This window comes from Kitasatospora sp. NPDC056731, from assembly GCF_040687675.1.
GTDB lineage: Bacteria > Actinomycetota > Actinomycetes > Streptomycetales > Streptomycetaceae > Kitasatospora.
In genome coordinates this window covers 1-25,645 of sequence record NZ_JBFBNR010000061.1, presented here as the reverse complement: position 1 = coordinate 25,645, position 25,645 = coordinate 1, and the positions used below count along the sequence as shown (strand labels likewise).

The window sequence follows — 25,645 nt, the reverse complement described above, 5'->3', positions numbered from 1 at the left end:
GGACCGCCTCCCAAGTGGCTCGTACTGCGCGCCGCTTGTGCGGGGCCCGGTCAGCGGCGGGCCAACACCGCGACCTCCCAGCCGAAGCCCACCACCAACCGGCCATCCGGTACCACGGCCACCGCCCAGACCCGCAGTGGGAACACCAACTCCGGCCCGACCTGGTCGCCGGTGGTCAGGTCCCAGACCCGCACCGTACAGTCGTCGCCGCCGGTGACCGCCAGGGGGCGGCCCTCGACCACCGCCGTCGCCACCGCGTTCACCTCACCGGTGTGGCCGGTGAAGGGTTGGCCGATCCGCTGGACGGTGGTCAGGTCCCAGACCCGCACCGTACAGTCGTCACCGCCGGTGACCGCCACGGGGCGGCCGTCGACCACCGTCGTCGCCACCGCCAGCACGCAGTCGGTGTGGCCGGTCAGGGGCTCGCCGATCTGCTCGCGCGTGGTCAGGTCCCAGACCAGTACCGTGCCGTCGTCGCCGCCGGTGATCGCCAGGGGGCGGCCCTCGACCACCGCCGTCGCCACCGCGTTCACCTCGCCGGTGTGGCCCGTCAGGGGCTCACCGACCTGCTGACCCGAAGGCAGGTCCCAGACCCGTACGTCATCGAAGCCGCCGGTGATCGCTACAGGGCGGCCGTCGACCACCCCCGTCGCCACCGCGTTCACCCCCTCCTCGTGGCCGGTGGGCGGCTCGCTGATCTGCTCGCACGTGGTCAGGTCCCACACCCGCAGGGTTTCATCGTGGCTGCCGGTGACCGCCACGGGGCGGCCGTCGACCACCGCCGTCGCCACCGCCCACACCCAGCCGTCCCGGTCGGTGAGGTGACGGCCGATATGGCGACCAGCGGTCAGATCCCAGACCCGCACGGTCTGGTCAGAACTGCCGGTGACCGCGACGGGGCGGCCCTCGACCACCGCCGTCGCCACCGTGCCCACCTCGCCGGTGTGGCCGGTGAGCGGCTCACCCACCTGGCCGCCCGCGGTCAGGTCCCACACCCGCACCATCCCGTCCTGACTGCCGGCGATCACGTGGGGACGGCCGTCCAGCACCGCCGTCGCCATCGCCCGTACCTTGTCGGTATGGCCGCGCACCGGCTCGCCGAGCGGCTTGCCCGTGGCCAGATCCCACACCTGGAGCGTCCAGTCCTCGCCTCCGCTGACGATGCAGAGACGGCCTTCGATCGTGGTCGTGACCACCGACAACACCCATCCGTCGTGACCGGTGAGAGGTCGGCCGAGCTGCCGGCCGGTGGCCAGGTCCCACACCCGCACGGTCTCGTCGTGGCCACCGGTGACCGCCACGGGACGGCCGTCGAGCACCCCCGTCGCCACCGCTCGTACCGCCTCCTCGTGGCCGGTGAGCGGCTCGCCGATCTGCTCGCGGGTGGTCAGGTCCCACACCCGCGCGGTCCCGTCGTGGCTGCCGGTGACGGCGACGGGACGGCCGTCGAGCACCGCCGTCGCCACCGAGTACACAGCAGAGGTGTGGCCAGTGAGCGGCTCGCCGATCTGCTCGCCCGTGGTCAGGTCCCACACCCGCACGTCGCCGCTGCCGGTGACCGCGACGGGACGGCCGTCGAGCACCGCCGTCGCCACCGCCAACACCCCGGCGGTGTGGCCGGTGAGGGGTTGGCCGATCTGCTCGCGCGTGGTCAGGTCCCACACCCGCACGGTCCGGTCACCACTGCCGGTGAGCGCCACGGGGCGGCCGTCGAGCACCGCCGTCGCCACCGCGCACACCTCGCCGGTGTGGGCGGTGAGGGGTTTGCCGATCTGCTGGCCGGTGGTCAGGTCCCAGACCCGCACGGTCCGCTCGGAACTGCCGGTGACTGCCAAGGAACTGCCGGTGACCGCCAAGGAGCTGCCGGTGACCGCCAAGGAGCTGCCGGTGACCGCCACGAGGCGGCCGTCGACCACGGCCGTCGCGACCGCCAGCAACGCATCGGTAGTGTGGACGGTCGGAATACGACGCAGGGACCGGTCGAGCTGGCCGCCGGTGGCCCACTCGACGCCCCACGGTGCGGCGGGTTCGCCCTCCACCGGTACCGCGGTGATCCGTGCCGACAGCTCCCGGTCCCCGTAACGGGCCGCGTCCAGCGCCAGCAGCTGTCGGCGTACCCCCGCAGTGACGTCACGATGCAGATCTGTCGAGGCCCGGTACACCGACGCGGCCAACCGCGCCGTCGGGCCCGACGCCGCGTCCAGCAACGCCAGTACCGATCCCGGGTCCGCGTTCACCAGGAACCCCGGATCGGCCAACCGCCCAACGGCCACGGCGGATTCAGCACGCTGGCGGATGCCCCGCAGATCATCAGACATGACCGGCACACTAGCCGTACCCAGCAACACGGCACCGCAGAAGGTACGACTGCCAGACCCCCCGCCTGCCAATGGGCAGGGCGACGCCCCCGACGGGCGTCGCCCTGCCGGGCACCCCGGGGATCAGCGGTGCTTGAACTCCTCGATGGCCTCCCGGACGGTCTCCTTCATCTCCTCGCTGCCGATGTGCCCCGAGTCCTCGGAGATGTGCAGCCGCGCGCCCGGCCACGCCTTCGCCAGCTCCCACGCCGTCTGCACCGGGCCGCCCATGTCGTGCCGGCCGTGCACCAGCACCGCCGGGATCCCGGCCAGTTTGTGGGCGTTGCGCAGCAGTTGGTCCTCCTCCAGCCATGCGCCGTTGCTGAAGAAGTGGGCGCAGATCCGGACGAACGCGATCTGCGCGTCGGCCTCCCGGGCGCTGTACATGCCGGGCGAGCCGTTGGGCTCGTTCGAAATGACCGCGTCCTCCCAGGCGAGCCAGTCGGCGGCGGCCTTCTCCCGGACCGCCCGGTCGGGGTTCTCCATCAGCCGCGCGTAGGCGGCGAGCAGGTCGCCGTCCCGCTCGTCCTCGGGCACGCCCTCGCGGAACCGGTCCCACGCCTCGGGGTAGAAGGACCCGGCGCCCCGGTAGAGCCAGTCGGTCTCGGCCCGGCGGGTCGTCGTCACCGCCTGGATGATGATCTCGCTGACCCGCTCGGGGTGCTGCTGCGCATAGGCCAGCAGGAGGGTCGAACCCCAGGAGGCGCCGTTCAGCAACCACCGCTCGATGCCGAGGTGCTCGCGCAGCCGCTCCATGTCGTCGATCAGGTGCTGCGTGGTGTTCAGGCTCATGTCCGCCGCCGGGTCGCTGGCGTGCGGGGTGCTGCGGCCGCAGTTGCGCTGGTCGTAGCGGATCACGCGGTAGCAGTCCGGGTCCCACGCCCGGGTGGGCCGGTCCGGCGTCCCCGCCCCGGGGCCGCCGTGGACGTACAGGACGGGCTTGCCCTCGGGGTTGCCGAGCTGCTCGTAGTAGACCCGGTTGCCGTCTCCGGCGTCGAGGAAACCGTGGCCGTAGGGACTCGTCGGAGGATAGAGATCAACCATGACCGTCGATCCTAGGGCGCGGGCGCGCTCGGGGCCCGCGCTTTTCCGCCCAACCTGTGGCACGGGAACGGGCGTTCGGGGAGTTCGGGGAGTTCGGGGACCGGCCGACCTGAGGGCGTTTCAGTCCAGTGGGAGGGCCATCTCCAGGATGCGGGCCTGCGGGTCGAGCCCGTACGGGGTCTCTCCGCCGGTGTAGGTGAAGCCCCGGTGCAGGTAGAAGGCGGCGGCGCGGGCGTTCGCCTCGTGCACGCCGAGCAGCATCCGCTTGGCGCCGCCCTCGGTGCGGGCCCAGTCGGTGGCGGCGTCCAGCAGGGCGTCCGTCACGCCGCGTTCGCGGCCGCGGTGTTGCGGGGCCACCCAGACGCCGATCAGGACGGCGGTCGCGGCCTGGTCCCGGTCGGGGACGGACAGCATCGTGCCGACCCATTCGCCGTCCGGGTCGACGGCCGCCAGGCCGACGCTGCCCGGCTCGTTCAGCCGGGCCGTCCGGGCCCGCCAGTCGGCCTCGCCCAGGGCCTGCGCGGCGGCGTGGGTCTCACCGAACGCCATCGGGAAGTCGAGGAGCTGGGCCAGCCGCACCTTCCGCAGGCGCTGCCAGTCCTCGTCTCCCATCCGCTCGATCCGGTACCGCATGTTCTCCGACCCCCACTGCCGCAGCTGCCTTCGCCGACGGTGGTCACCTCCGGCGAAGGCAGCATAGCTGCAGGTCAGGGCCTGATGCGGACCGGTCAGGGCTTGATCCGGACCACCTGCGGGTCGTGGTCGCTGGCCTGCTGGGCGAACTCGGCGTTGATGTGCACCACGTCGTACTTGGCGTAGCCGACCTCGGGGCTGACCAGGATGTGGTCCAGCACCTGCGAGTTGCCCTGGTAGACGTAGGAGTACTGCTCGGTCTCCGGCAGTTCGTTCACCAGGTCGCGCAGCACGCCGTCCTTGGTGAGCGCGGCCAGCGCGGGCGAGAACTGGTAGTCGTTGAAGTCGCCGAGCGAGACGACGCGCGCCTCCTTGTCGGCGGCCAGCAGCTTGGCGACGAAGGCCTGCTCGATGGTGGCCTGCTTGACCCGCTGCACCTCGGAGCTGCGGGTGGGGGCCTGGAAGCGGCTGTCGATGCCCTGATCGCCGCCCTTGCTGTTGAAGTGGTTGGCGATGACGAAGACCTTCTTGCCACGGAAGGAGAACTGCCCGACCAGCGGCTTGCGGCTGTTGGTCCACGCGTCGTCGGCCGGGGCGATCCGGCCGGGCGAGGCGGTCAGCGCGGTGGTGGCGCCGCTGCCGGCGACGTCCACGGCGCTGGTGGCGGCGCCGCCGGGGATGTCGGTGAAGGAGACCCGCTGCGGGTTGAACAGGAACACCTGCCGGATGTTGCCGCCGGGCTCGCCGCCGTCCTTGCCGTCCTGCGGGTCGATCGAGCGCCAGTCGTACGCCGGGCCGCCGGCCGCCTTGATCGCGGCGATGAACTTGGCGACGGTCTGGCCGGCGTCGACCGTGCCGTCGTTCTTGGCGCCGTTGTTGTCCTGGATCTCCTCCAGGGCGATGATGTCGGGCGAGCGCAGGTTGGTGACGATGCCCTGGGCCAGCTCGGCGAACTTGGCGTCCGGGTTGCCGGGGGCGAGGTTCTCCACGTTGTAGGTGGCGATGGCGAGTTCGCGGTCGGCCGCCTTGGCGGTGACCTCGCGCTGGAGGTGGTTGTCCTGGAGCGTGCCCAGGGTGCCGGCGACGAGGGTGTAGCCGCCGAACTGGTTGTAGTCCAGCGGGCCGGTGGTGGTGCCGGTCAGCACGTCGCCCACGTTGGCCACCGGGAACGGCTGCTGCGGGGTGACCGCCGCCTGCTGCTGCACCATCAGACGGCCCACGTTGGGCTCCGCGTACGACTCGTACAGCACGCCGCCGCGCTTGCTGCGCTGGTCCTGCCGGTCGGCGGCGACCCACAGCTCGTTGTACTTGTCCGTCGCCTGTATCACCCGGACGTCCTTGACCTGGACGAGCATGCCCTCCAGCGACTCGTAGAAGTCCAGGGCGTACTTCTCCGGGTTGAGCGGCAGCGCGTCGATGCTGCCGCCCGCGGGCGCCGGCGGGGCGTAGGTGCCGGGGATGTTGCGGGTGTCCACGACCACCGGGGCCGGCAGCGGGTTGCCGGAGGACAGCACGGTGACGGCGGGGCCGGTGAGCTCGGTGACGGACTGCGAGCCGCCCGCGAAGGCCGGGTAGTACTCGGTGACCTTGCCGCTGACCAGGACCGAGTCGCCGGCCTTCACGGTCGGGTTGCCGCCGGTGTAGACGAAGACGCCCTCGCTGGTGGCCGGGTCGGCGTCGGGGTTCGGGTCCTGCATCCAGAAGCCCTTGGCGCTGCCGTAGGCGCGCACGCCGGTGACGACGCCGGGCACACCGGTGACGGGCTTCCCGGCCTGCGGGGAGATCCGGGTGGTGCCCTGGATGTCGTGGATGCGCAGCGGTCCGGCCTCGGCCGGGGCGGCGGTGGGCGCGGCGTTCGTGGCGTTCGCGGCGGCGTTCGTGGCGGCGGGCGCGGCGTTCGCGGCCGGCAGCGGGACGAGCACCAGCGAGGCGGCCAGTCCGGCCGGGAGGATCGCGGCGCGCAGCAGGGCCCGGCGGGGGCGGGGAGCGGGGGCGGTGGTCACCGGGGCATGACTCCTAGCTCCGCCGTGCGGCACGGTCGTGGCACGGCGGTCGAGGGTGGAGCGGGGCACAGGGCGTCGTCCACCCGGCGGGTCTGCGGCCGCCGGGCCGTGACGCATGGTCAGGCGGCGTGCCCATGGCACGCGCTACCCGCGTAGATGAAGCGGAAGCCGGTCACCCGCCCCCCGCAGCGACCCCAAGATACGCGCGTAGAAAATGACGCGACAAGACCCCGTCAGTGAACTTCTGGTTCCGCCCCGGCGTCCGCCCTGACCCCTACTCCTATCTCCGCCTCAGCCCGCCCCCTCAGCCCGCCTCGATCCGCTCCACGATCAGCTCGCACAGCTCGTGGGTGCGCAGGGCGTCGTGCGCGTCCACGGTCTTGCCGGCCCGGACGGCGTCCAGGAAGGACTGGACGCACTGCTCGATGCCGCGCTGACGGGCGACGGACACCCAGTCGCCGCGCCGGCGGACGGTGGGCTGGCCGCGGTGGTCGATCACCTCGGCGAGGTTGTGCACCGCCCGCTTGGAGTCGGCGCCGGAGACCTCCAGGATCTCCTCGGTCGAGCCGGAGAGCCGGTTCATGATGCCGAGCGCCGTGAAGCCGTCCCCGCCGAGGGTCAGGACGACGTGCTCGACCAGCCCGTCCCGGACGCGGGCGCGGACGTCCACCTGCTCGATCTCGCCGGGGGCCAGGAAGCGCAGGGTGTCGACGACGTGGATGAAGTCGTCGAACACCAGGGAGCGGGCGGCCTCGGCGAGGCCCTCGCGGTTCTTCTGCAGGACGATCAGGTCGCGGGGGCGCTCCTTGGCCTGGGCGTAGCCGGGCGCGTGCCGGCGGTTGAAGCCGACCATCAGCGAGCGGCCCGTCCGGTCGGCGAGGTCGACGAGCCGGCGGGCACCGTCGACGGTGTAGTCGAGCGGCTTGTCGACGTAGACGTCGACACCGGCCGTCAGCAGCTGCTCCACGATCGGGACGTGCTGGCTGGTCGCGGCGTGCACGAACGCCGCCCGGATCCCGCTCCCGATCAACTCCCCGAGATCGGTGAAGCGATTCTCCGGCGCAATCCGGTACGCGTCACCGATCCGGTCCAGCTTCGCCCCGTCCCTGGTCATCAACCGCAGGTCCAGCGCCGGCAACCCGCCCAGGACCGGCAGATACGCCTTCTGCGCAATGTCACCGAGGCCGATCACGCCGACCGGGAGAAGGCCGTCAGGAACAGAGGTCGAGCTCATACGAATCTCCATACTCATGCGCCGGAACCATCCGCTCCACCCTATTCGCCCGCTCCCGCACCCCACCAACCCGTCGCAGGCGCCCCGCAGCGGCCCGACCACGCAAAACCTCCCCCACAGCCAAACGTCAGCCCCCACTCCGAACAGCCCTGCGCCACCACCCCAGAACCCGACTACCACAAGGCTTGACAGCGGCGGGCCGGCGCCGTTCGCCGGCCGCACCCACCGTGGCACCAAGTGCGCCACCGGGAGCAGGAAGCTGACATCGGATCATGTGTTCGAATCGCTCCTCCGCTGGCAGGGTTGAGCTCGCAAACGACGGACGGGAGTGCCATTCGGGCGCTCCCCGCGTGGAGGCTTGGGAGGCGTCCTTGGGGATCAAGGGGTGTGTCGGCCGGGGTGGCGCGAAGCTGGTCGGGGCCGTGGGACTGCTGGTGCTGGCGCCGCAGTTGGCGCCCTCGGCGACGGCCCCGGCAGCCTCCGGCGGACCGGCGCATTCGGCGGGGGTGGTACGGCAGGCGTCGCCGCACGTGGTGGCGACCGTTCCGTGGAAGGTGCGGAATGCGGATCTGGTCAATGGCTGGCAGTGAGGAGGCCGGCCCGGGCCACGAGGTGTGGGTCGCGGCCGCCGGGGAGGCGGCGGGAGCCGCCGCGACCGCGGCGATCCGGCTCGTGGGGCTTCTGCCCGCAGGCTGGGCCTGCGGGCAGCGGATCGAGGGCCGGCGGATCGTCCTGCGGGTCGCCCCGCCGGGAAACGACGGGGCGGGAACAGCGCAGACGGCACAGACCGTGGAGCGCTGGCTGGCAGGGGCCCTTGAGGACCGGGCGCTCGCGCACTGGCGGGCCGTCCCGCCGGAGGCCTGACGCCACGCGGCAGCCGGTCAGATCCAGCCGCGCTCGCGGGCGAGCAGGGCCGCCTGGGTGCGACCGCCTGCGCCCAGGACGCGCAGGATCTCGGCGATGTGCCGACGGTAGGTTCGGACGGAGATGCCGAGGTTGCGGGCTCCGGTCTCGTCCTTGGCGACGCGGCACATCTCGGCCAGGACCAGCTGTTCCATGGCCGAGAGCCGGTACTCGGCGGTGTCCTCCGCGCCCGTCGGGTCTGGCAGTTCGGCGGCCTCGTCCCAGATCTTCTCGAAGAGGGCCAGGGCGTTGGCGACCAGCCCGGGCTGGCGGGTGAGCAGGGCGCCGCGGGAGGTGTCGGCGGGATCGGCCGGCACCAGGACGGTCTGGCGGTCGTAGAGCAGGATGCGTTCGGCCAGCTCGTCGATGACCCTGATCTCGGCACCCTGCGCGGCGAGTTCGTGAAGGTACCCGGCGGTCGGCGGGTGCTCCAGCGCCCGGCCGAGGATCACGCTGCGGATGCGGACGCCACGCCGCAGGCAGCAGGCGTCCAGGGGGCGGGCGTGGGCGATGTTCTCCGGTGTCAGCTCGGTGTACGGCTCGGCGGAGAGGATCTCCTCGCGGGCGAAGAAGGCCAGGTCGTCGATGCGGGTGCGGATCTCGTCGAGCACCTCCAGCCGCTCGACGTCCTGGGCCGGGCGGTGCCGGGCGCCGCGCTCGCAGCGAAGTTCGTCGATCAACCGACGGGACTGGGTGACCTGTTGGAGCTCCTCGTGCAGCGCCTGCAGCCGGATGCGGCTCAGCCGTTCGACGGCCAGCTCCGGATCGGTGGCGGCGAGGGCGCCCGCCCCTGACGGCCGTAACAGGCCGAGGTCGACCAGGTGGTCCCGGGCCTCGCGGACGGCCGCGGGCGAGCTGTGCAGGAGCAGGTGGACGTCCTCGTCGGAGGTGTCCGGATTCCGCAGAAAGTGGCGATAGAGACGTTCCTCGGTCGAGCCGAGGCCGAGTACGGACATACCGGTGCCGTTCATGGTTTCCCCCCGTGACGCTTGGCGTGCTGTCTGACGACGGCCGCACGGTCGGTCGGACACCGACGGCCGGGTGCCATACAGGGGGATAGTAATCCACCAGCAGAGGAGTAGTAATGTGACTGCAAAGAACTGGAGGGTTTCGTGGGGGGCTGCGCCTGCCGCGCAGTCGAGTGAAACACCGACCAGGGAGGGTGAATTGGGAACGTTGACCGAGGCGCCGGTACGGGGGCCGATGGACTTCTCGGTGCTCACGGACCGGGAGCGGGAGGTGCTGGGGCTGCTCTCCTCAGGGGAGACCAACCGGCGGCTGGCCCGACATCTGGGCATCACGGAGCGCACCGTCCGTGCGCACACCGCGAGCATCGTGCGCAAGCTGTGCCTGCGGTCGAGAACCGAGGCGGCGCTCGTCTCCGCCCTGCACGCCGAGGAGTTGGCGGGCGGGACAGCCTGGGTGCTGGGCACCGCCGACTGAGGCCGCACTCGCACAACGGCGCCGGGCCCGTACGGGAGGAGATCCCGTACGGGCCCGGCGCCATGCCGTCCGCGGGCCGGCGCGCGACCGGCCCGGCGGCTCAGGGGATGAGGGCTCCGACCCCCTCGACCACCAGCATCCAGGTGGGCTGCCCGCCGGTGCCGAAGGCGGAGGCGAGGACGTACCCGATCGCGGCGTCGGCGGGGCGGGCGGGGGCGTCGTCCCGCCACTCCACGATGACGATCTGGTCGCCGTCGCAGGAGAAGTCGCCGAGGCGCTTGCCGTCACAAATGAGCCGGCTGCTGGGGATCGAGTCCGGGACGAGGACGTAGACGGCACCGTCGTACGTGGTCTCGACCCGGTAGGACTTCCGGCGGAGCTTGCCCCGGCCCGGCCGCAGCGGCACCGGCGAGCCGTCGACGGTCAGCGTCAGGTGGGCGGCGTCGCGGGTGCCGATGGCGATCTGCGGGTCCGGCTCGCTGCCCGGGTCGCGCTCCAGGACGGCAGTGGGGATCCGCTCCCCTGAGACGGTCACCCGGTCCTGGCCGTCGATGCGGACGGTGATCTCGCCGAACAGGGTGTCCTCGGTGGTGAAGGGGGCGGGCGTCGGCAGGTCGGTCATCTGCGATTCCTTTGGTGGGTCGTAACTCCGGCCGTCCGGAACAGAATTCGCGGGCCGGAATTCGCGGGCCAGGGTGATTCTCTCATTCGACGGAGAGGGAATCACCCGTTGGCGGGCGCCAACTGACTTCCCGCCAGCTCGCGGTAGAAGGCACTGCGGTCGAGCAGTTCCCGGTGGGTGCCCTGGTCCAGGACGCGGCCGCGGTCGAACAGGACAAGGCGGTCGGCCGAGGTCGCGGTGGACAACCGGTGGGCGATCAGCAGCACCGTGCACTCCCGCGCAGCCTGTTCGACGGTGGCCCGCAGGGCCTGCTCGCTGCGGCCGTCCAGGTGCGCGGTGACCTCGTCCAGGAGCAGCACCTGCGGGCGGCGCAGCAGCGCGCGGGCGATGGCCAGTCGCTGCCGCTCGCCGCCCGAGAGGGCCAGGCCCCGGGCGCCGACCTCGGTGTCGAGGCCGTCCGGGAGGCCGGCCACGAAGTCCGTCAGCAGCGTCCGGCGCAGCACGTCGGCGATCTCATCCTCGGCAGCGTCGGGGGCGGCGTAGAGCAGGTTCTCGCGCAGGGTCCCGGCCAGCATCGGGGAGTCCTGCTCGACGTACGCGATGCGACGGCGCAGTTCGGCCCGGGGCACCGCGCGCACGTCGGTGCCGTCCAGTCGGATGCTGCCGCCCTCCGGGTCGTAGAAGCGCTGGAGCAGGGAGAACAGGGTGGTCTTCCCGGAGCCGGAGGAGCCGACCAGCGCAGTGATCCGGCCAGCCGGCGCGGTGAAGCCGACACCGTCGAGCGCGGGGGCGCGGCCCGGGTAGGCGAAGGTCAGGTCGGCGACGGTGACGGCGGGCGCCACCCCGTCCGGGCGGACCGCGGCGGCGTCGACGTCGTCCTCGACCTCCATCCGGTTCAGCTCCTCGATCCGGCTGAGGGCGCCGAGGCCCTGCTGGAGCGAGGAGAAGCCGCCGACCAGCGAGACGATCGGGCCGCCGAGGTTGAACAGGTAGAGCAGGAAGGTGACCAGCGCGGCCAGGTCCAGGGTGCCGGTCGCGGCGAGCACGCCGCCGAGTCCGATCACGGCCAGGAAGGACGCCTGGACGACCAGGCCGGCCAGCACCGCGATCAGCGCTTGGTAGCGGGCGCCGCTCAGCCCCGCCTGGTAGGCCCGCTCGGCGGCGGCCGCGGCACGGGCCGTCTCGGCGGCCTCGCCGCCGTTGGCCTTGACGGTGCGGGCGGCGCCCAGGGCGCGGTCGAGGGCGGCCCCGATCTCGCCGACCGACTCCTGGGCGCGAGTGGTGAGCGTGCGGATCCTCGGCATCACCAGGCCCAACGCGATGCCGACCACCACCAGGACGGCCGCGGTGATGCCGAGCAGCGGCAGGCTGACCACACCCATCAGCCCGATGGTGGCGATCAGGTGGATCGAACCGTCGACCAGCTGGATCAGGCCGCCGGTCGCGGCGTGCTGCACGAGCGTGCTGTCGGAGGTGACCCGGGTGGTGAGGCTGCCGGGCTCGACGCGGTCGAGCTCGGCGGTGCGCAGCCGTATCAACCGGGCGATCAGGCCCTTGCGGACCTGGAGGACGACTCGCTCCGAGGTGCGCTCGCCCAGCCACGCCTGTCCCCAGGTGAGCACGACGGAGAGCGCGAACAGACCGCTCAGGATCAGGATCTCGTCGCGCAGTCCGCTGCCGGTGGCGAGCCCGACCAGGACGTCCTGGACGACCAGCGGCTGGGCCAGGCCGGCCGCGCTGCCGAGCAGGGTGAGGAGCAGCACCAGGGAGAGGACCCCGCGGTGCGGCCGTGCGTAGGCGAGCAGCGCACGCAGGGCGGGCCGCTCGGCCGGAGTCTTTTCTGCGTCAGGTGTGGTCACGCCTGTATTTGTATCCCCTTCAATGCGCTGCTGGATATGGTCACTTGCGGCAATGCCGGGGCCGGAATTGGCACAAGGGTCCTTGCCGGAACGGGTCTTGCCGGGTGCGGCCATGCCGGAACGGGAATTGCCGGGTCCGGCGATGCCGCAATTGCCAGTGGTGGAAGGGATTTCCGACGGGTCAGGATGTGACTGTCCGCAAGGGACACGGCCCGCCGGCCGATCCGGGAACAACCGGTCGCCGGCCGACGGCCCGGTATCGGAAGTCCATTTCCCAACGGAGGTTTGTCCTCATGCAGCACACGACCGAGCAGGACCTGTTCGACGGCTACACCGCCTACACCTCGGCGGCGGAGCTGGGCCTGGCCGACGGCAACGAGGCCGGTCCGGCCTTCACTCCCACCATCCCGTGGGCGATCCGCGCCACCATCATCTCCGCCAAGTCCTCGCAGCAGTGCGCCGCCGCGCTCGGCTCGCTCGCCGCGCGGACCATCGAGAGCAAGTGCTGATCACGCTCTGACCCCTGGGGCGGGACGGCGTCGGAACTCCGTCGCCGGACCGCCCCGGCTCGTCCGGCCGGAACGTGAAAGCACCGAGGAGGCGCAATGGAAGACGACGCGGGAGTGCCCGACCCAGGATTCCGGCGGATTCTCCTGGCAGGCACCGGGGCACTCGGGGTGGCATTCCTGCCCTTCTGGATCAACTGGTTCAGGAACGCCCTGCCGGCCGTGGAGTTGCGGGTGGTGCTCACCCGTTCCGCCTGCCGGTTCGTGTCGGCGGGCGCGGTGTCCGCGCTCGGCGGCCGCGAGGTGTTCGTCGACGAATGGGTCGACGCGCCGCGCACCGGCGGGGAATCCGGGCCGGCGGCGCCGCACGTTGAGCTCGCCCGCTGGCCGGACCTGGTCCTGGTGCACCCGGCCACCCAGCACTTCGTCGCCCGGTACGCCCTCGGCATCGCCGACACCCCGCTGCTGCTCGCGCTGCACGCCACCGACGCCCTGGTGGGGTTGGCCCCCTCACTGCCTCCCGCCGCCGAACGCAACCCCGTGGTCCAGGAGCACCTGCGGACGCTCCGCGCCCGGCCCGCGGTGGTGGTGGCGCCCACCGTCCCCGCGGCCAGCGCCGCCACCGGCGACGTGGCGGACGGCGGCGCCGCGCCGCTCACGGAACTGCTCGCGCTCTGCGCCGACCGGCACGGGGAACACCGCCGGAAGCCCGACGGGGAGGGGGCGACATGACGTCCGGCCCCGTGGAAGCCGCGTTCCCCGCGAGCCTGGACGGACTCGACCCGGTGGCCGAGTACGCCACCGGCCTCCAGGCCACCAGGGTGCTCCGCGCCGCGGACGGCACGTTCTGGTGGTGGCAGCGGCCCGGCCCCCGGCACCCGGGCCCGCTCACCGCGCCCGCCGTCCCGGTGCCGCCCCGGCCGCCGGACGACCCGGGCGCCGCCCTCCTCGCGCTGCCCCGGCAGCTCGGCGACGGGCTGCTCTACCGGACGCCCGGGCCCGCCTCCGCCGCCGCCTGGCTGCGCGACTTCCGCCCGGCGGCCCGCCTGCTGGTGGCCGGCGCCCTGGCCTCGGCGGCACGCGGACTGCGCGCCCTGCACCAGGCCGGGCCGCCCGCGCCCGAGCGGGCCGGCCCTCCGCCCGGGCTGCTCCGGCTGCGCGCCTGGGCCGTTTCGGACGACGAACTGCGACGCCGGGCAAGGCGCTTCTGGGGCCGTCGGCGAACCGGCCTGCTGCTCGGCTGGGCGACCGAGGCGGCGGAGGGCGCCGACCCGCGCCGGCCCGTCCACGGCTGGGCCTCGCTGGGCTCCCTGGTGCCGCCGCTGCACTCCGGCCGGACGGCCCTGCTCACCGGCCCGGACCTGGGCACCGGCCGCCCGGAGCTGGACCTCGGCTGGATCGTCGGCGACCTGGCCGAACTCGCCTGGCGCCTCCCGTCGTTCGACCGAGCACCGGCGCCGTACGACTCCGCCGCGCTGCGCCGGGTGTTCCTCGACTCGTACGGCCCCGGGCCCGACCCGGTGCTCACCGGCCGCTGCGCCGTCCTGCGGATCGCCGTCCACCTCCAGGACTTCGCCCGCTTCCAGGGCTGGGACGACGAACTCCTCGACTACCTCTCCTTCACCGCCGACCTGATCGACCACGAGGGACGGCCCGCGCTGCCCCCGAACCCCGGAGACGACCACCATGACCCCGCCTGAACCGGCCGGCGGACCGGCCCTGCTGCGCTACCGCCCCACCGATCCGGCGGCCTCCCCGGCCGTGCAGGAACTCCTCGACCACCTGGGGCTCGGCCGCCTGGACCCGGACGGCCTGACCGGCTACGGCGGCCGCAACGACAACTGGGCCGGCCGCACCGCCAGCGGCGAGCGGGTCTTCCTGAAGACGGTGGCCCGCGCGCCGGACGGCACCAGCGGCGAACTCGACCGCGCACTCTCCTTCGAGGCCCTCGCCCACCGCCTCCCGGCCGACTCCGCACTGCGCAGCCCCGAGCACCTGGGCAGCCACCGACCGGGTGCCGTGATCGCCTACCGGCTGCTGCCCGACGCCCGATCCGGCACCGAGGTCGCGCTGGACGACGGCTTCGACGACGAGCTCTGCCGCACGGCCGGCCGGGCCCTGGCCGCCCTGCACGACCTCGACCCGAGCGGCGCCGACCTGGACGACGGCGAGGCACCGCTGCCCCCGCTCGACTGGCTGGAGGCGCTCCCCTGGAGCGCGCTGCAGGACCGCAGCATGGGACAGATCGCCGCCTGGAAGCTCGTGCAGGACGACCCGGAGGTGGTGGCGGCGCTGCGCGGCCTGCGCGAGCGGGAGCGGACCGCGCCCCGCACCCCGGCCCACTGCGACCTGCGCTTCGACCAGTTCATCCTGGCCGACGGGCAGCTGTACCTGTGCGACTGGGAGGAGTTCCGGCTCGCCGACCCGGCCCGGGACGTCGGCGCGTTCGTCGGCGAGTGGCTCTTCCACGCCACCTGCTCGGCCTTCGCCCCCACCGGCGGCGGCGGACAGGAGGCCCCGGTCGGGTTCGACCTCACACACGACGAGGTGCTCCGGCGCGGCCGGGAGGGCCTGCGCCGCCACCTCCCGCGCGTCGAGGCCTTCTGGCAGGGCTACCTGGAGCGCCGCACCCCCGACCCCGGGCTCGCCGGACGGGCCGTCGGCTTCGCCGGCTGGCACCTCTACGACCGGCTGATCGCCACCGCCCAGGCGCACGCCACCCTCAGCCCGGTGGCCCGCGCCGCGGCCGGAATCGGCCGCACCCTGCTCACCCGTCCGGCCGGGGCCGAGGCCGCCCTACGGCTCCACTCCCCGACCCCGGCCGGGACCACGCCGCGGCCCACCCGACCGACCGGGAGCACCCGATGACCCCGACCCGCACCCGACCGCTCGCCCCACGCCTGACCGCCGCCCTCGACACGGTCACCGTACGGGCGGACGCCCAGCAGGCCGTCGTCGCGGGCCGCGAGCTCACCGCCGCGAGCCCGCGCGAGCTGCGCGGGATCCTCACCAACGCGCTCTACCGGGAACTCCACGCAGGCAACACCCCGCGCGCGGACGCATCCAAGACGGCCCCCCGCCGCAACGCCCGCGACACCGCGCTGGAACGGCGGTACGCGGACGGTGTCCCCCATCGATGGGCCCCGGCCGAGGGCCGGCTGATCGGTGTCCGGCCCCACGGCGGACACCTGATCGTTCAGCTGCCCGAGATCACCACCCGCATCCCCGCCGACCGACTGCTCGACCCGCCCGACCCCCGGCCCGGCGACCTGGTGCGCCTCGCCGTCGAGGCGGCCCGGCCGGCCCTCTCCCCCGGCTTCTTCTACGTCATGGGATCGCGGCGACCGCCCCGGCCGGCCGGTCCGACCCGCCGCCTCTTCGTGCACCTCACCGATCCCGACACGGCGACCGCGCACTGGGCCGCCGTACTCGCCGCGCTGGAACGGACCGGCGCCGGCTACCACGCCAAGGTGCTCTCCGACCCGGAGGACTTCCCGCGCCGCGACGCCCTGGTGGTCTACCTGCACGGCGACGACGGAACGGCCGAACGGGCCGTCACCCACGCCGTCCGGGGCCTGCCCGGGCGCGGCGCCGACATCTCGACGTTCACCGACGAACTGGCCCCCGGCCTCGCCGCGGCCTGGGACCCGGCCGACCCCCGCCCCGGCCAGCGCGACCTCAGCTTCGGCCAGCACCGCTGCCTCGTGCTCGCCACCGCCCTGATCGACCACGCCCTCGGCCCCGGCGGCCGGAGCCTCGCCGAACAGGTGGCCCGCGCCTTCCGGCAGGCCGGCATCGACCCCCTGCACCCCGCGCACAACACCACTGCGGACCCGGAGGACAACTGACATGACCGACACCGCACTCGAGGCCCGGCAGAGCACGGCCTGCGGCTTCGGCACCGCGCTGACCACCGCGTACAGCGAGGCGCTCGCCGGGGTGTACGACGACGTCTACCCCGACACCCCCGACCTCGACGACGTCGGGACGTTCCTGCTCACCCTCGCCCACCCCGGCGCCCGCGTCCTCGAACTGGGCGTCGGCACCGGCCGGGTGGCGCTCCGGCTCGCCGAGCAGGGCTTCGAGGTGCACGGTGTGGAGACCTCCCCGGCCATGCTCGCCCGGCTCGCCGAGAAGGACCCGCAGGGCCAGGTCGTCCCGCACCTCGGCGACCTCACCGGCCTCGACCTCGGCCGCACCTTCGACGTCGTCCTCGCGCCGTTCAACGTGTTGTGCTGCGCCACCGCGGTCGACGAGCAGATCGCTCTGATGCACGCGCTCGCCCGGCACACCGCGCCCGGCGGCCACGTCGTCACCGAGACCTTCGACCCGAGCGACCACCACGTGCAGAAGGGCAACGCCGTCACCACCCACCCGGTCGGCGAGCGGGGCGCGATGATCGAGTCCGTCGCCGTGCTGCCCGCCTCGCAGAACATGCTGGTGCAGAACACCCTCTTCCTCGACGGCGCCCCGCCCAGCTGCGCCACCACCGTCCTGCGCTACCTCTGGCCCTCCGAGCTGGACCTGCTCGGCGGCGTCGCCCGCCTGGAACTGGTCGCCCGCCACTCCGGCTGGCGGGAGCAGCCCTTCGACGGCGGGGACAGCCGCAAGATGTGCGTCTCCGTCTTCCGGCCGCTGGCATGAGCAGCCGTCCCCTGCCGTACCGGGAGCGGCTCGACAACGGGCTGCGGGTGCTGGTCGAGCCGACGCCCGGGCACGGCCGCGGGCTCGTCGCGGTGGCCCTGACGGTGGCGGCGGGCAGCGATGACGACCCGGCCGGACGGCACGGGATGGCACACCTGGTCGAGCACCTGATGTTCCCGAGGGGTGGGGCAGCGGGGCCGGACGCCGAAGAGGGTCACGCCGCCCGGGTGGCGTCCGCGGGCGGGGTCTGCAACGCGGAGACCCACCGCGACCGCACGGTGTTCCACACCGTGGCGCCGGCCCCGCTGCTGGACGACGCGCTGGGCTGGGAGGCCCGTCGGCTCCAGGAGTTCACGCCCTCGGCAACGGCGCTGCGCACCGAGACCGAGGTGATCGCCGAGGAGATCCGGGGCACCTCGACGGCCGGGCGGCTCTGGAGTTCCGTCCTCGCCGCGCTGCATCCCGGCGCTCGGGACAGCTACGGCACGCCGGGCGAACTGACGGGGACCACCGTCGCCGAGGCCGTCGGGTTCTTCCGGCGGCACTACCGGCCCAGTGCCATGGTGGTGTCGGTCGTCGGCGAGGCGGCCCCGGAGCGGGTGGCCGCCCGGGTCCGGAAGGCGTTCGGCGGCCTCGCACCCGACGCCCGCACCCCGCCCACCCGCCCACCGGACCGGGGCGCCGCGGCCGCCCCGCACGCCGGGCCCGGGCGTTCGGCCGTCACCGAACCGCTGCCCTGGCCCGGCGAAGCCGTCGCCGTCGGCCACCTGTCGCCCCCGCCCGCCCGGGACCTGCCCGCCCATCTCGCCCAGGTGGTGCTCACCGAGGTGCTCGGCCGAGGCCGCCTGCCCGCCCTCGTCCGGCACGACCCCCGGCTCACCTCCGCCCGGGTCAGCTGCGGCCTGTACGGGCAGTGGCCCGGCGCGACCGCCCCCGAACCGGTGCTGGCCGTGCTCGGCCGTGCCCCCGGTATCCGTGCGGAGGACGCCGCCAAGGCCTGGACCACCGCGCTGCGCGAACTCGCCCACCGGCCGCCCGAAGCGGCCGAACTGCGCCGCGCGGTCAACACCCTGCTGCTCGCCTGGCACCGGGGCGCGGACTCGTTGACCGCCCGTGCCGTCGCCCACGGGCACCACGCCCTGCTGCTGCCCGGCGGCGGGGCGGCCGCCCTCCCCGACGAGCTCCGGCGGACCACCCCCGTCGAGGTGTCCGCAGCAGCCCGGGCCCTGCTGGCCGGGCCCCGTTCCCTGACCGTCCTGGGCGGATGAGAGGCCATGGCCCCGAAGCACACCACCACCCCGACCGACCGACCGCACCTGGACACCGTCCTGCCCAACGGGCTGCGCCTGGTGGCCGTCCACACCCCGGACGCGCCGCTCGCCGAACTGCGCCTGGTGATCCCCTGGGCCCGGACCGACCCCGGATCGGCGGCGGCCCAGTACGCCCTCGCGGCCTGCCTCGGCACCGGTGCCCGCACTCCCGCCGGACGGTCACTCACCCGGCAGGACATCGCCGACCGGGCCGCCGACCTGGGCGCGGAACTCAGCACCGTGGTGACGGCGGAGTCCCTGGTCGTCTCCGTGGGAGTGCTCTCCCCCGGGCTGGCCGAGGCCCTCGACCTGCTGGCCGCACTGCTGCTCCGGCCGGTCTACGCGGACCACGAGACCGCCCTCGCCCACGCCCGGCTCCCCGGCTCGGGCCGCCGCCCGGCAGCGCGGACCCGGCTTCGCGCCGCCCTGCTCGCCCGGGCCTTCGGCGACCACCCGATGCTCGCGGCGCCGTCCGCCGCACCGCCCCCGCGGCCCGCCGAACTGCACTCCCTGCACCGGCGGACCGTGGTGCCCGCCGGGTCGGTGCTGCTGATCACCGGCGAGGCCGATCCGGTGGCGGTGGGGGCGTGGGCCGGCGCAGCACTCGGGTCCTGGCAGGGCGGTCCGTCCGACCTGCTCCTGCCGGCCTTCGCCCGTTCCACCCCCGACCCCGGCCGCACCACCGTCACCCCGGTGGACACCGCCGGACAGGCCATGCTCCTCACCGCCGGTCCGGCCGCCCGCGGCCACGCCCCGCTCCACCTCGCCCAGTTGGTGCTCGGCGGGCACGCGTCGAGCCGACTCGCCCAGCGCCTCCGCGACCGGCACGGCCTCGCCTACGCCGTCTCCGCCACCCTCCGGGAGAACCGGGCCGGCTGCTGGTTGGAGACCGAGGCCGCCGGGGCCCCCGGCACCGCCGCCCGCCTCGCCGACGAGGCCACCGGTTGCCTGTCCGAGCTCGCCGAGCACGGCCCCACCGCCGCCGAGGTCGAACGGGCCCGCGCCTACGCCCTCGGCTTCACCCGGTTCGCCCTCGCCACCCGCGCCGAGGAGGCCACCGCCCTGGCCGGGTTCCTCGCCGCAGGACTCCCCCTCGACTGGCTCGACCACTACCGCGGGGCACTCGCCGAGGTGACCGTACGACACGTCGCCGAGGCTGCCGCCGAGTTCCTCGACCCGACGCGGGCGGCTGTCGCCACCCTCGACGCCACCGCGCCGACCGCCGACACCCCCGGACCCAGGCCCGGACCCGGCGTCCTCCACGAGACGGAGCCCCCAGAGTGACCCCCGACCCGGCCGTGCTCTACCCCCTCCAACCCGACCACCCCGAGCTGGTCGCCCCCTTCGCCGCCGCCGCACACCGCAGCGGCGCCCGCCGGCTCTGGCTCTGCCAGTCCTTCCGCGCCGAACCGCACCAGACCCTGGCCTACCTCGCCGGCCGGGGGCACACCGTCCCGGTCGGCACCGCCGTCACCCTGCTGCCGCTCCGCCACCCGTACGAGGCCGCCGTGCAGGCCCGGTCGCTGTCGCTGCTCACCGGCGCGCCCTCCGTCGCCGGATTCGGCATCGGCAGTCCCGGCTTCGTCGCCGGCCTCACCGGGTGGCCGTACGCCAGCCCGCGCCGCGCCGTCCACGACTACCTGACCTCCGTCCGGGCCCTCCTCGACGGCGAGACCATCGCCCACGACGGCCGGTACCACCACCTTCAGGGCGCCCTCGCCCGGCTGCCGCACGCCGAGGTCGAGGTCGGTGCCGGCGTGCTCCGCCCCGGCATGGCCCGCACCGCCGGCGAGGCCGCCGACGTGGCCATCACCTGGATGACCCCACCCGGCTACCTCGCCCGCACCCTGCGCCCCGCGCTCCACGAGGGGGCCCGGGGGCGCCCCGCCCCGCCCCGGATCGCCACCGCCGTACACGTGGTCACCACCGCGCCGGGCCGCGACCCCCGTCGGCTCGCCCTCGCCGCCACCCGCGAGCACCTGGCCACCCCGCACTACGCCGACATGCTGCGCCGGGCCGGCGTCCCCGTCGACCCGCACGACCCCGACGGAACCGCGCGCGCCCTGCTCGACTCGGGCGTCGTCCTCACCGGGACCCCGGAGCAGATCGCCGAGGCCTTGCAGGAGTACCACCGCGCCGGAGTCGACGAGATCCTGCTCAACCCCTCGGCCGTCCTGCTCTCCGAGGGCGTCCACGCCGCCGCCGAGGAGATCGAGCAGATCGTCGCCGCCTGCCGCGCCACCCGACGACCGCAGCAAGCTGCCAACCGCGGACAGCATGCTGCCCCCGCACCGGCACCCGCACCAGCCGGCCGGGTGCTTGGCTGAGAGGACGTCGAGCACCGCACAACGGGCTGCGCTCGCACCGCACTTGATCCGTCAGGGAGAGGCCTCTTGACCGGCAATGACCACACCCCCGCGGCACCCGGGCGGCGCAACGGCGCCGACCGCGTCCACGCCGGCCCCGGTGGCCCGGGCCACGGCGACAGGGGCCACAGCGACGCGAACCACAGCGTCGCCTTCTCGGGCGTCGGCAAGCGCTTCGGCCCGCACCAGGCGCTCGACGACGTCACCTTCGCCCTGCGGCCCGGCCGGGTCACCGGCCTGCTCGGTCCCAACGGCGCGGGCAAGAGCACCCTGCTGCGCATCCTGCTCGGCCTCGCCCGGGCCGACCACGGCACCACCCGGGTGTTCGGCGCCGCGCCCGGCACCCTGCCCGACGCGGCCCACCGCATCGGCGTCGCCATGGACGCCCTCGGCTTCGCGCCGCGCCTCACCGTCCGCCGGCACCTGGAGGTCGCCGCCCGCGCGCTCGCCCTGCCGTCCGACCGCGTCGACCGTGCGCTGGAGCAGGTGGGCCTGGCCGGACCGCCCGCCCGCAGGCGCTACAAGTCCTGTTCCACCGGCATGCGGCAGCGCCTCGCCCTCGCCACCGCTCTGCTCCCCGATCCCGACCTGGTGGTCCTGGACGAGCCGTTGAACGGCCTCGACCCCGAAGGCATCCGCTGGATGCGCCACCTCGTCGAACAGCTGGCCGCGCGGGGCCGCACCATCCTCATCGCCAGCCACCTGCTGTCCGAGGTCGAGCAGAGCGTCGACGACATCGTCGTACTGCATCGCCGCGTCCTGTTCCACGGCTCGCTCGCCGACCTCGTCCGGCAGGGCGGCGGCAGCCTGGAAGCCGCCTACTTCAACCTGATCGACGGTCACGCCCAGGCCGCCGGCACCCCCCTGGCGGAGGCCTCCCGTGCGTGACCAGCTCTCGGCCGAACTCCTCAAGGCCCGCTCCGGCACCGCCCTCCCCGCGCTCCTGCTGCTCGCGCTGATGCTCGCCACCCTGGGCCAACTCGGAGCCGTCTACGCCGAATCCGGCATCGAGGACCCCGGCGCGGCCACGGCGGCCAGCCACCGCGTCCTGACCATGGCCGGCTCCTGCTCCCTGTTCGCCACCGTCCACGGCGCGCTGATCGTCACCGCCGAGTTCCGCTCCGGCGCGATCGGACGCACCGTGCTGCACGCACCCGGCCGCCCCGCCGTGGTCATCGCCAAACTGGTCACGGCCGCCGCAGCCGGGCTCCTGTTCGGGATGCTCGCGGTCCTCGCCTCGGCGGCGGTCGGCGCCCTCGCGCTCGCAAACCTCGGCAGCACCCTCGTACTCGACGCCCGCAGCTGGCAGATCGCCGCCGCCGCCGTCGCGGCCTGCGGCTTCGGCGGGCTCTGGGGCGCCGCGGTCGGCTGGCTGGTCCGCCACCAACTCGCAACCATCGTCGGCCTGCTGGTCTGGGGAACGGCCGGTCAGCTGATCGTCCTCGGCCGGCTCCCCGCCCTCGGCCGCTTCCTCCCGGACGGCGCCCAGTACGCCCTCCTCGGCGATCGGCTGACCTTCCCCGACGCACTACCCGTCCCCCTGGGCGCCCTTCTCCTCGCCGTCTGGTGCGCCCTGTTCGCCCTCGGCGCCCGCGCCCTCTTCCTCCGCCTCGACATCTGACCGCCGCCCAATACGACACGCCTGCCGACCAGCGGCTTGTCGACGTAGATGTCGACACCAGCCGTCGGCAGCTGCTCCACGACCCCGCCCCACCAGTCACTGCCGGATATTCCAACTCTCCTCTACCACTTAATAGTTGTTCCATCCAATGGCAATGGAATCCCCTAGGCTTCGATCCACCCGGTGCCCGGCGCGGCGCACCGGACGACAAGGGGAGGACATGATGAGGAGCCCGGCAAGCGCGTTACGGCGCGGATCCCGCTGGACTGTCTCGGCGGCGACGGCGGTGGCCCTGCTGCTCGGTGGGGCGGGTGTCTCGGGGGCCTCGGGGGCGGCCCCCTCCGGCGCTCCCGACGGCCCCGTCTCCGGCGTTCCGGGGGCCGTCCGGCTCGCGGAGTTCACCTGGGAGAAGGTCACCGAGGCGGTCAGTGCGGACGGCCGGACGGTCTACCTCGTGCTGACGGACGTGGTCGGCGGGCGCCAGGGCGTGTACCTGTCCACCGTCGACACGCAGACCGGCACGGTGAGGGCCCGCCTCCCGCTCGGCGACCCGGCACCCTACGGGCGGCCGGCCCTCAGCCCGGACGGCGACCGGCTGTACGTCGGAGTCGGCTCCGCCGTCTACGTCATCGACACCGGGACCAACACGGTCAAGGCCCGCATCGCCACGCCGGCGCAGCAGCTCCCGGCCGGCTGGACCCCGGGCGCGGCGACCAGTCTGGCCACCGACCCGGACGGCGAAACCCTCTACGTCGGCCAGTCCGGGCCCTCGGGCCCCGCCGGGCAGGAGGAGCCGGGCCGGATCCTGGAATTCTCCACCGGCGACCAGGAGTTCATCGACCAGACGGCGGTCACCGCCCACACGGTCAACGATCTCGCCGTCCTGCCCGACGGGAGCTCCCTCTACGCGGGCACGAACCTCGACCTGCTGCGCCTCGACATCAGGACCGGGCTCGGCACCACGAAGGTCGTCGACTTCGGTGCCAAGGACGAGCTGACGCTCTCCCCCGACGGCTCCTTCCTGCTCGCGCTCGGGTCGGTCCGCACCTACTCCGTGGGCATCGGGCTCGACACGGGCACGGACAAGGTGCGCTACCTCATGAAGTACGGCTCCGGCTACTTCGAGTTCCACCACCCGGCGATGAACACCGACGGCAGCCGCGTCTACCTGCTCGGCGGCCCCTCCTACACCATCCCCGTCCCGCTGTACACGCTCGTGCCGGGCGAGAACCGGTTCGACCAGAGCGTGCGCCTCTCCGTCCCCGAGACGTACATCCACGCCCTCGCCACCGGGCCGGACGGCCACTCGCTGTACGTCGCCGGCTGCCAGTACTCCGACTCGGCGAAGGGCTGCTTCCTGCGAACCCTGCAGATCTGACGCCGCGCCGGTCCGAGCGCGCGGGCGGCCCGTACGAGCACCTGCTCGCACGGGCCGCCGCCGTTTCGCGCGGCGGTTGACCTCAACTGGCCCACCACCACCGCCGGTACGACCCAGTCCACCGCGGCGATCAACGGGGCGCTGAGCCAGCTCAACGCCGTCACCCCCGGCTCGTCGACCAGTTTCACCAGCCCCGGCTGGACCTCGCACTCGCTCGGCGGCGTGCCGCTCGGCGTCGCGACGGACTCCGGCGGACAGCTGAAGAACTACCCGAACCTGTTCGTGGTGGACGGCTCGCTGTTCCCCGGCGGCGGGCTCCAGGCGACCCCGCCGGCGCTCACCATCACCGCGCTGGCCGACCGCCTGATATCCGCCATCGCCGGCTCGGCGATGGTCACCGCCTCCTCCTCGGCCGCCGCGGGCATGGCATCCGCGGCCGCCTCCGACACCTCCCTGCGGTAAGGACGCATCGTCAAACCCCCACCCGCGTGACGGCATTGGACACGCACCCTGAGACTGGTCCGCAAGGCGCCCGGTGCCCGCGAGGTTTCGCGGGCACCGGGGCCGACCAGCCTTCATCAGGCCGCGGCATCCCCCGTGCGGCCTGTTCGCACTGATCGGAGAACCATGACCACCAGGAAGCTCGGCACCAACGGCCCGCTCGTCTCCGCCCTCGGCCTCGGCACGATGGCGATGGCGGGCAGCTACGGCGCAGCCGACGAGCAGGAGTCCGTGGCCACCATCCGCAAGGCCCTCGACTCCGGCATCAACCTGATCGACACCGCCGACTTCTACGGCCCGGGCACCGCCGAGCAGATCACCGGCCAGGCGATCGCCGGGCGCCGCGACGAGGTCGTGCTGGCCAGCAAGTTCGGCATGCGCACCCTGGAGGACGGCCGCCGCGTCGTCGACGGCACCCCCGCGTACGTCAAGGAGGCGGTGGAGCTGTCGCTCTCCCGCCTGGGCACCGACCACCTCGACCTCTACTACCTCGCCCGGGTCGACCCGAACGTCCCGGTCGAGGAGACCGTCGGCGCGCTGGCCGAGCTGGTCGAGGCCGGCAAGGTCAAGCACATCGGCCTGTGCGAGGCGGCCGCCTCGACGCTGCGCCGGGCGCACGCCGTGCACCCGATCGCCGCGCTGCAGACCGAGTACTCGCTGTGGGAGCGCCACGTCGAGGACGAGATCCTGCCGACCGCGCGCGAGCTCGGTGTCGCCCTGGCCGCCTACCGCCCGCTGGGCAGCGGCTTCCTCGGCGGCAGCTTCAACTCGCCCGAGGACCTCGACCCGTCCGACTTCCGCCGCCACGACCCGCGGTTCCAGGGCGAGAACTTCACCCGGAACAAGGCGATCGCCGACGCCGTCGCCGTGGTCGCCGAGGAGAAGGGCGCCACCGCCGGCCAGCTCGCGCTGGCCTGGGTGCTGGCCCAGGGCGAGGACGTGGTGCCGCTGTTCGGCGCCCGCCGTCCGTCCCGGATCGAGGAGAACGCCGCCGCGGCCGACCTGGAGCTGAGCGCCGAGGACCTCAAGCGGATCGCCGACCTCGTCCCGGCGACCGCCGGCGACCGCTACGCCGCCCCGCTCCTGGCCACCATCGACCGGGGCTGACCCGAACGGTCCGTCGCGGCAAGTACACCCGCGAACTGCTCGCGTCGCTCGCGGCCGAGTCCAGCAACGTCAACGACATGATGCGAAAGCTCGGCGTGCCGATGGCGGGCGGCA

At 73.8% G+C, this 25,645-nt stretch carries 24 protein-coding genes; 16 read left to right on the top strand and 8 right to left on the bottom strand.

All coding sequences use genetic code 11. The features are described from left to right. Positions 1–50: 50 nt before the first annotated feature. The 5 genes from AB0R04_RS35470 to AB0R04_RS35450 all read right to left on the bottom strand — a co-directional run bounded on the left by AB0R04_RS35470 (position 51) and on the right by AB0R04_RS35450 (position 7,271). On the bottom strand, positions 51–2,348 hold the full coding sequence (locus AB0R04_RS35470; protein WP_363377834.1) for a WD40 repeat domain-containing protein: 2,298 nt from the start codon (positions 2,346–2,348) through the stop codon (positions 51–53). A 93-nt stretch (positions 2,349–2,441) separates the two neighbouring features. Then, the gene (gene pip, locus AB0R04_RS35465) at positions 2,442–3,401 is read right to left on the bottom strand and encodes a prolyl aminopeptidase (protein WP_363377832.1); all 960 of its coding nucleotides are present in this window, start codon (positions 3,399–3,401) and stop codon (positions 2,442–2,444) included. A gap of 120 nt (positions 3,402–3,521) precedes the next feature. Next, on the bottom strand, positions 3,522–4,034 hold the full coding sequence (locus AB0R04_RS35460; RefSeq protein WP_363377830.1) for a GNAT family N-acetyltransferase: 513 nt from the start codon (positions 4,032–4,034) through the stop codon (positions 3,522–3,524). 95 nt (positions 4,035–4,129) lie between these two features. Then, on the bottom strand, positions 4,130–5,944 hold the full coding sequence (locus AB0R04_RS35455; protein WP_363377863.1) for an endonuclease/exonuclease/phosphatase family protein: 1,815 nt from the start codon (positions 5,942–5,944) through the stop codon (positions 4,130–4,132). A gap of 397 nt (positions 5,945–6,341) precedes the next feature. Continuing rightward, positions 6,342–7,271 carry a Gfo/Idh/MocA family oxidoreductase gene (locus tag AB0R04_RS35450; protein WP_363377828.1) on the bottom strand — a complete coding sequence of 310 codons (930 nt, stop codon included), beginning with the start codon at positions 7,269–7,271 and terminating at the stop codon, positions 6,342–6,344. 576 nt (positions 7,272–7,847) lie between these two features. Here AB0R04_RS35450 and AB0R04_RS35445 point away from each other — a divergent pair. Further along, positions 7,848–8,135 (top strand): hypothetical protein, encoded by a 288-nt coding sequence (locus tag AB0R04_RS35445; protein ID WP_363377826.1) that lies wholly within the window; start codon positions 7,848–7,850, stop codon positions 8,133–8,135. A gap of 17 nt (positions 8,136–8,152) precedes the next feature. On the opposite strand, the gene AB0R04_RS35440 is transcribed toward AB0R04_RS35445, so the two are convergent. Continuing rightward, complete coding sequence (locus tag AB0R04_RS35440) at positions 8,153–9,145, bottom strand: helix-turn-helix transcriptional regulator (RefSeq protein WP_363377824.1); 993 nt, start codon at positions 9,143–9,145, stop codon at positions 8,153–8,155. A 196-nt stretch (positions 9,146–9,341) separates the two neighbouring features. On the opposite strand from AB0R04_RS35440, the gene AB0R04_RS35435 reads away from it, so the two are divergent. Further along, the gene (locus AB0R04_RS35435; RefSeq protein ID WP_363377822.1) at positions 9,342–9,617 is read left to right on the top strand and encodes a LuxR C-terminal-related transcriptional regulator; all 276 of its coding nucleotides are present in this window, start codon (positions 9,342–9,344) and stop codon (positions 9,615–9,617) included. 100 nt (positions 9,618–9,717) lie between these two features. On the opposite strand, the gene AB0R04_RS35430 is transcribed toward AB0R04_RS35435, so the two are convergent. Further along, entirely contained in the window at positions 9,718–10,239 is a 522-nt protein-coding gene (locus AB0R04_RS35430) for a hypothetical protein (protein ID WP_363377820.1), read from the bottom strand. Positions 10,240–10,340: 101 nt separating this feature from the next. Further along, positions 10,341–12,098, bottom strand: coding sequence for an ABC transporter ATP-binding protein (locus AB0R04_RS35425; protein ID WP_363377818.1), 1,758 nt, complete (start codon positions 12,096–12,098; stop codon positions 10,341–10,343). A 293-nt stretch (positions 12,099–12,391) separates the two neighbouring features. On the opposite strand from AB0R04_RS35425, the gene lxmA reads away from it, so the two are divergent. The 14 genes from lxmA (at position 12,392) to AB0R04_RS35355 (ending at position 25,531) form a co-directional block, all read left to right on the top strand. Then, positions 12,392–12,607 carry a lexapeptide family class V lantibiotic gene (gene lxmA, locus AB0R04_RS35420; RefSeq protein ID WP_363377816.1) on the top strand — a complete coding sequence of 72 codons (216 nt, stop codon included), beginning with the start codon at positions 12,392–12,394 and terminating at the stop codon, positions 12,605–12,607. A gap of 96 nt (positions 12,608–12,703) precedes the next feature. After that, on the top strand, positions 12,704–13,336 hold the full coding sequence (gene lxmD / locus AB0R04_RS35415) for a peptide terminal cysteine decarboxylase LxmD (protein ID WP_363377814.1): 633 nt from the start codon (positions 12,704–12,706) through the stop codon (positions 13,334–13,336). Further along, positions 13,333–14,304 carry a hypothetical protein gene (locus AB0R04_RS35410; RefSeq protein WP_363377812.1) on the top strand — a complete coding sequence of 324 codons (972 nt, stop codon included), beginning with the start codon at positions 13,333–13,335 and terminating at the stop codon, positions 14,302–14,304. Before lxmD ends, AB0R04_RS35410 begins: the two co-directional genes overlap by 4 nt. Continuing rightward, positions 14,291–15,472, top strand: a complete 1,182-nt coding sequence (gene lxmK / locus AB0R04_RS35405) for a class V lanthionine synthetase subunit LxmK (protein ID WP_363377811.1) — start codon at positions 14,291–14,293, stop codon at positions 15,470–15,472. Before AB0R04_RS35410 ends, lxmK begins: the two co-directional genes overlap by 14 nt. After that, the gene (locus AB0R04_RS35400; protein ID WP_363377809.1) at positions 15,469–16,452 is read left to right on the top strand and encodes a T3SS effector HopA1 family protein; all 984 of its coding nucleotides are present in this window, start codon (positions 15,469–15,471) and stop codon (positions 16,450–16,452) included. Before lxmK ends, AB0R04_RS35400 begins: the two co-directional genes overlap by 4 nt. A 1-nt stretch (position 16,453) precedes the next feature. Further along, complete coding sequence (locus AB0R04_RS35395) at positions 16,454–17,248, top strand: class I SAM-dependent methyltransferase (protein WP_363377807.1); 795 nt, start codon at positions 16,454–16,456, stop codon at positions 17,246–17,248. Continuing rightward, positions 17,245–18,516 (top strand): pitrilysin family protein, encoded by a 1,272-nt coding sequence (locus AB0R04_RS35390; RefSeq protein ID WP_363377805.1) that lies wholly within the window; start codon positions 17,245–17,247, stop codon positions 18,514–18,516. The genes AB0R04_RS35395 and AB0R04_RS35390 overlap by 4 nt, the downstream gene beginning before the upstream one ends. Before the next feature lie 6 nt (positions 18,517–18,522). Further along, complete coding sequence (locus AB0R04_RS35385) at positions 18,523–19,842, top strand: insulinase family protein (protein WP_363377803.1); 1,320 nt, start codon at positions 18,523–18,525, stop codon at positions 19,840–19,842. After that, on the top strand, positions 19,839–20,885 hold the full coding sequence (lxmJ, locus tag AB0R04_RS35380) for a F420-dependent peptide dehydroalanine reductase LxmJ (RefSeq protein ID WP_363377801.1): 1,047 nt from the start codon (positions 19,839–19,841) through the stop codon (positions 20,883–20,885). The genes AB0R04_RS35385 and lxmJ overlap by 4 nt, the downstream gene beginning before the upstream one ends. A 66-nt stretch (positions 20,886–20,951) precedes the next feature. Further along, positions 20,952–21,812 (top strand): ATP-binding cassette domain-containing protein, encoded by an 861-nt coding sequence (locus tag AB0R04_RS35375; protein ID WP_363377798.1) that lies wholly within the window; start codon positions 20,952–20,954, stop codon positions 21,810–21,812. Further along, a complete protein-coding gene (locus AB0R04_RS35370) occupies positions 21,805–22,545 on the top strand; it encodes an ABC transporter permease (RefSeq protein ID WP_363377796.1) in 741 nt (246 codons plus the stop codon). The genes AB0R04_RS35375 and AB0R04_RS35370 overlap by 8 nt, the downstream gene beginning before the upstream one ends. A 286-nt stretch (positions 22,546–22,831) precedes the next feature. Then, entirely contained in the window at positions 22,832–23,923 is a 1,092-nt protein-coding gene (locus AB0R04_RS35365; protein WP_363377794.1) for a hypothetical protein, read from the top strand. Between the two features lie 129 nt (positions 23,924–24,052). Next, positions 24,053–24,385, top strand: a complete 333-nt coding sequence (locus AB0R04_RS35360) for a GMC oxidoreductase (RefSeq protein WP_363377860.1) — start codon at positions 24,053–24,055, stop codon at positions 24,383–24,385. Between the two features lie 165 nt (positions 24,386–24,550). Beyond that, positions 24,551–25,531, top strand: coding sequence for an aldo/keto reductase (locus tag AB0R04_RS35355; RefSeq protein ID WP_363377792.1), 981 nt, complete (start codon positions 24,551–24,553; stop codon positions 25,529–25,531). Positions 25,532–25,645: the final 114 nt, after the last annotated feature.

Excerpts from the sequence above, each read along its gene's own strand:
- AB0R04_RS35450 (WP_363377828.1), bottom strand. The coding sequence starts at position 7,271 with ATGAGCTCGACCTCTGTTCCTGACGGCCTTCTCCCGGTCGGCGTGATC.
- AB0R04_RS35400 (WP_363377809.1), top strand. The coding sequence starts at position 15,469 with ATGACCCCGACCCGCACCCGACCGCTCGCCCCACGCCTGACCGCCGCC.
- AB0R04_RS35440 (WP_363377824.1), bottom strand. The coding sequence starts at position 9,145 with ATGAACGGCACCGGTATGTCCGTACTCGGCCTCGGCTCGACCGAGGAA.
- AB0R04_RS35460 (WP_363377830.1), bottom strand. The coding sequence starts at position 4,034 with ATGCGGTACCGGATCGAGCGGATGGGAGACGAGGACTGGCAGCGCCTG.
- AB0R04_RS35385 (WP_363377803.1), top strand. The coding sequence starts at position 18,523 with ATGGCCCCGAAGCACACCACCACCCCGACCGACCGACCGCACCTGGAC.
- AB0R04_RS35395 (WP_363377807.1), top strand. The coding sequence starts at position 16,454 with ATGACCGACACCGCACTCGAGGCCCGGCAGAGCACGGCCTGCGGCTTC.
- pip (WP_363377832.1), bottom strand. The coding sequence starts at position 3,401 with ATGGTTGATCTCTATCCTCCGACGAGTCCCTACGGCCACGGTTTCCTC.
- lxmK (WP_363377811.1), top strand. The coding sequence starts at position 14,291 with ATGACCCCGCCTGAACCGGCCGGCGGACCGGCCCTGCTGCGCTACCGC.
- lxmA (WP_363377816.1), top strand. The coding sequence starts at position 12,392 with ATGCAGCACACGACCGAGCAGGACCTGTTCGACGGCTACACCGCCTAC.
- lxmD (WP_363377814.1), top strand. The coding sequence starts at position 12,704 with ATGGAAGACGACGCGGGAGTGCCCGACCCAGGATTCCGGCGGATTCTC.
- AB0R04_RS35355 (WP_363377792.1), top strand. The coding sequence starts at position 24,551 with ATGACCACCAGGAAGCTCGGCACCAACGGCCCGCTCGTCTCCGCCCTC.
- AB0R04_RS35430 (WP_363377820.1), bottom strand. The coding sequence starts at position 10,239 with ATGACCGACCTGCCGACGCCCGCCCCCTTCACCACCGAGGACACCCTG.
- AB0R04_RS35445 (WP_363377826.1), top strand. The coding sequence starts at position 7,848 with ATGGCTGGCAGTGAGGAGGCCGGCCCGGGCCACGAGGTGTGGGTCGCG.
- AB0R04_RS35410 (WP_363377812.1), top strand. The coding sequence starts at position 13,333 with ATGACGTCCGGCCCCGTGGAAGCCGCGTTCCCCGCGAGCCTGGACGGA.
- AB0R04_RS35390 (WP_363377805.1), top strand. The coding sequence starts at position 17,245 with ATGAGCAGCCGTCCCCTGCCGTACCGGGAGCGGCTCGACAACGGGCTG.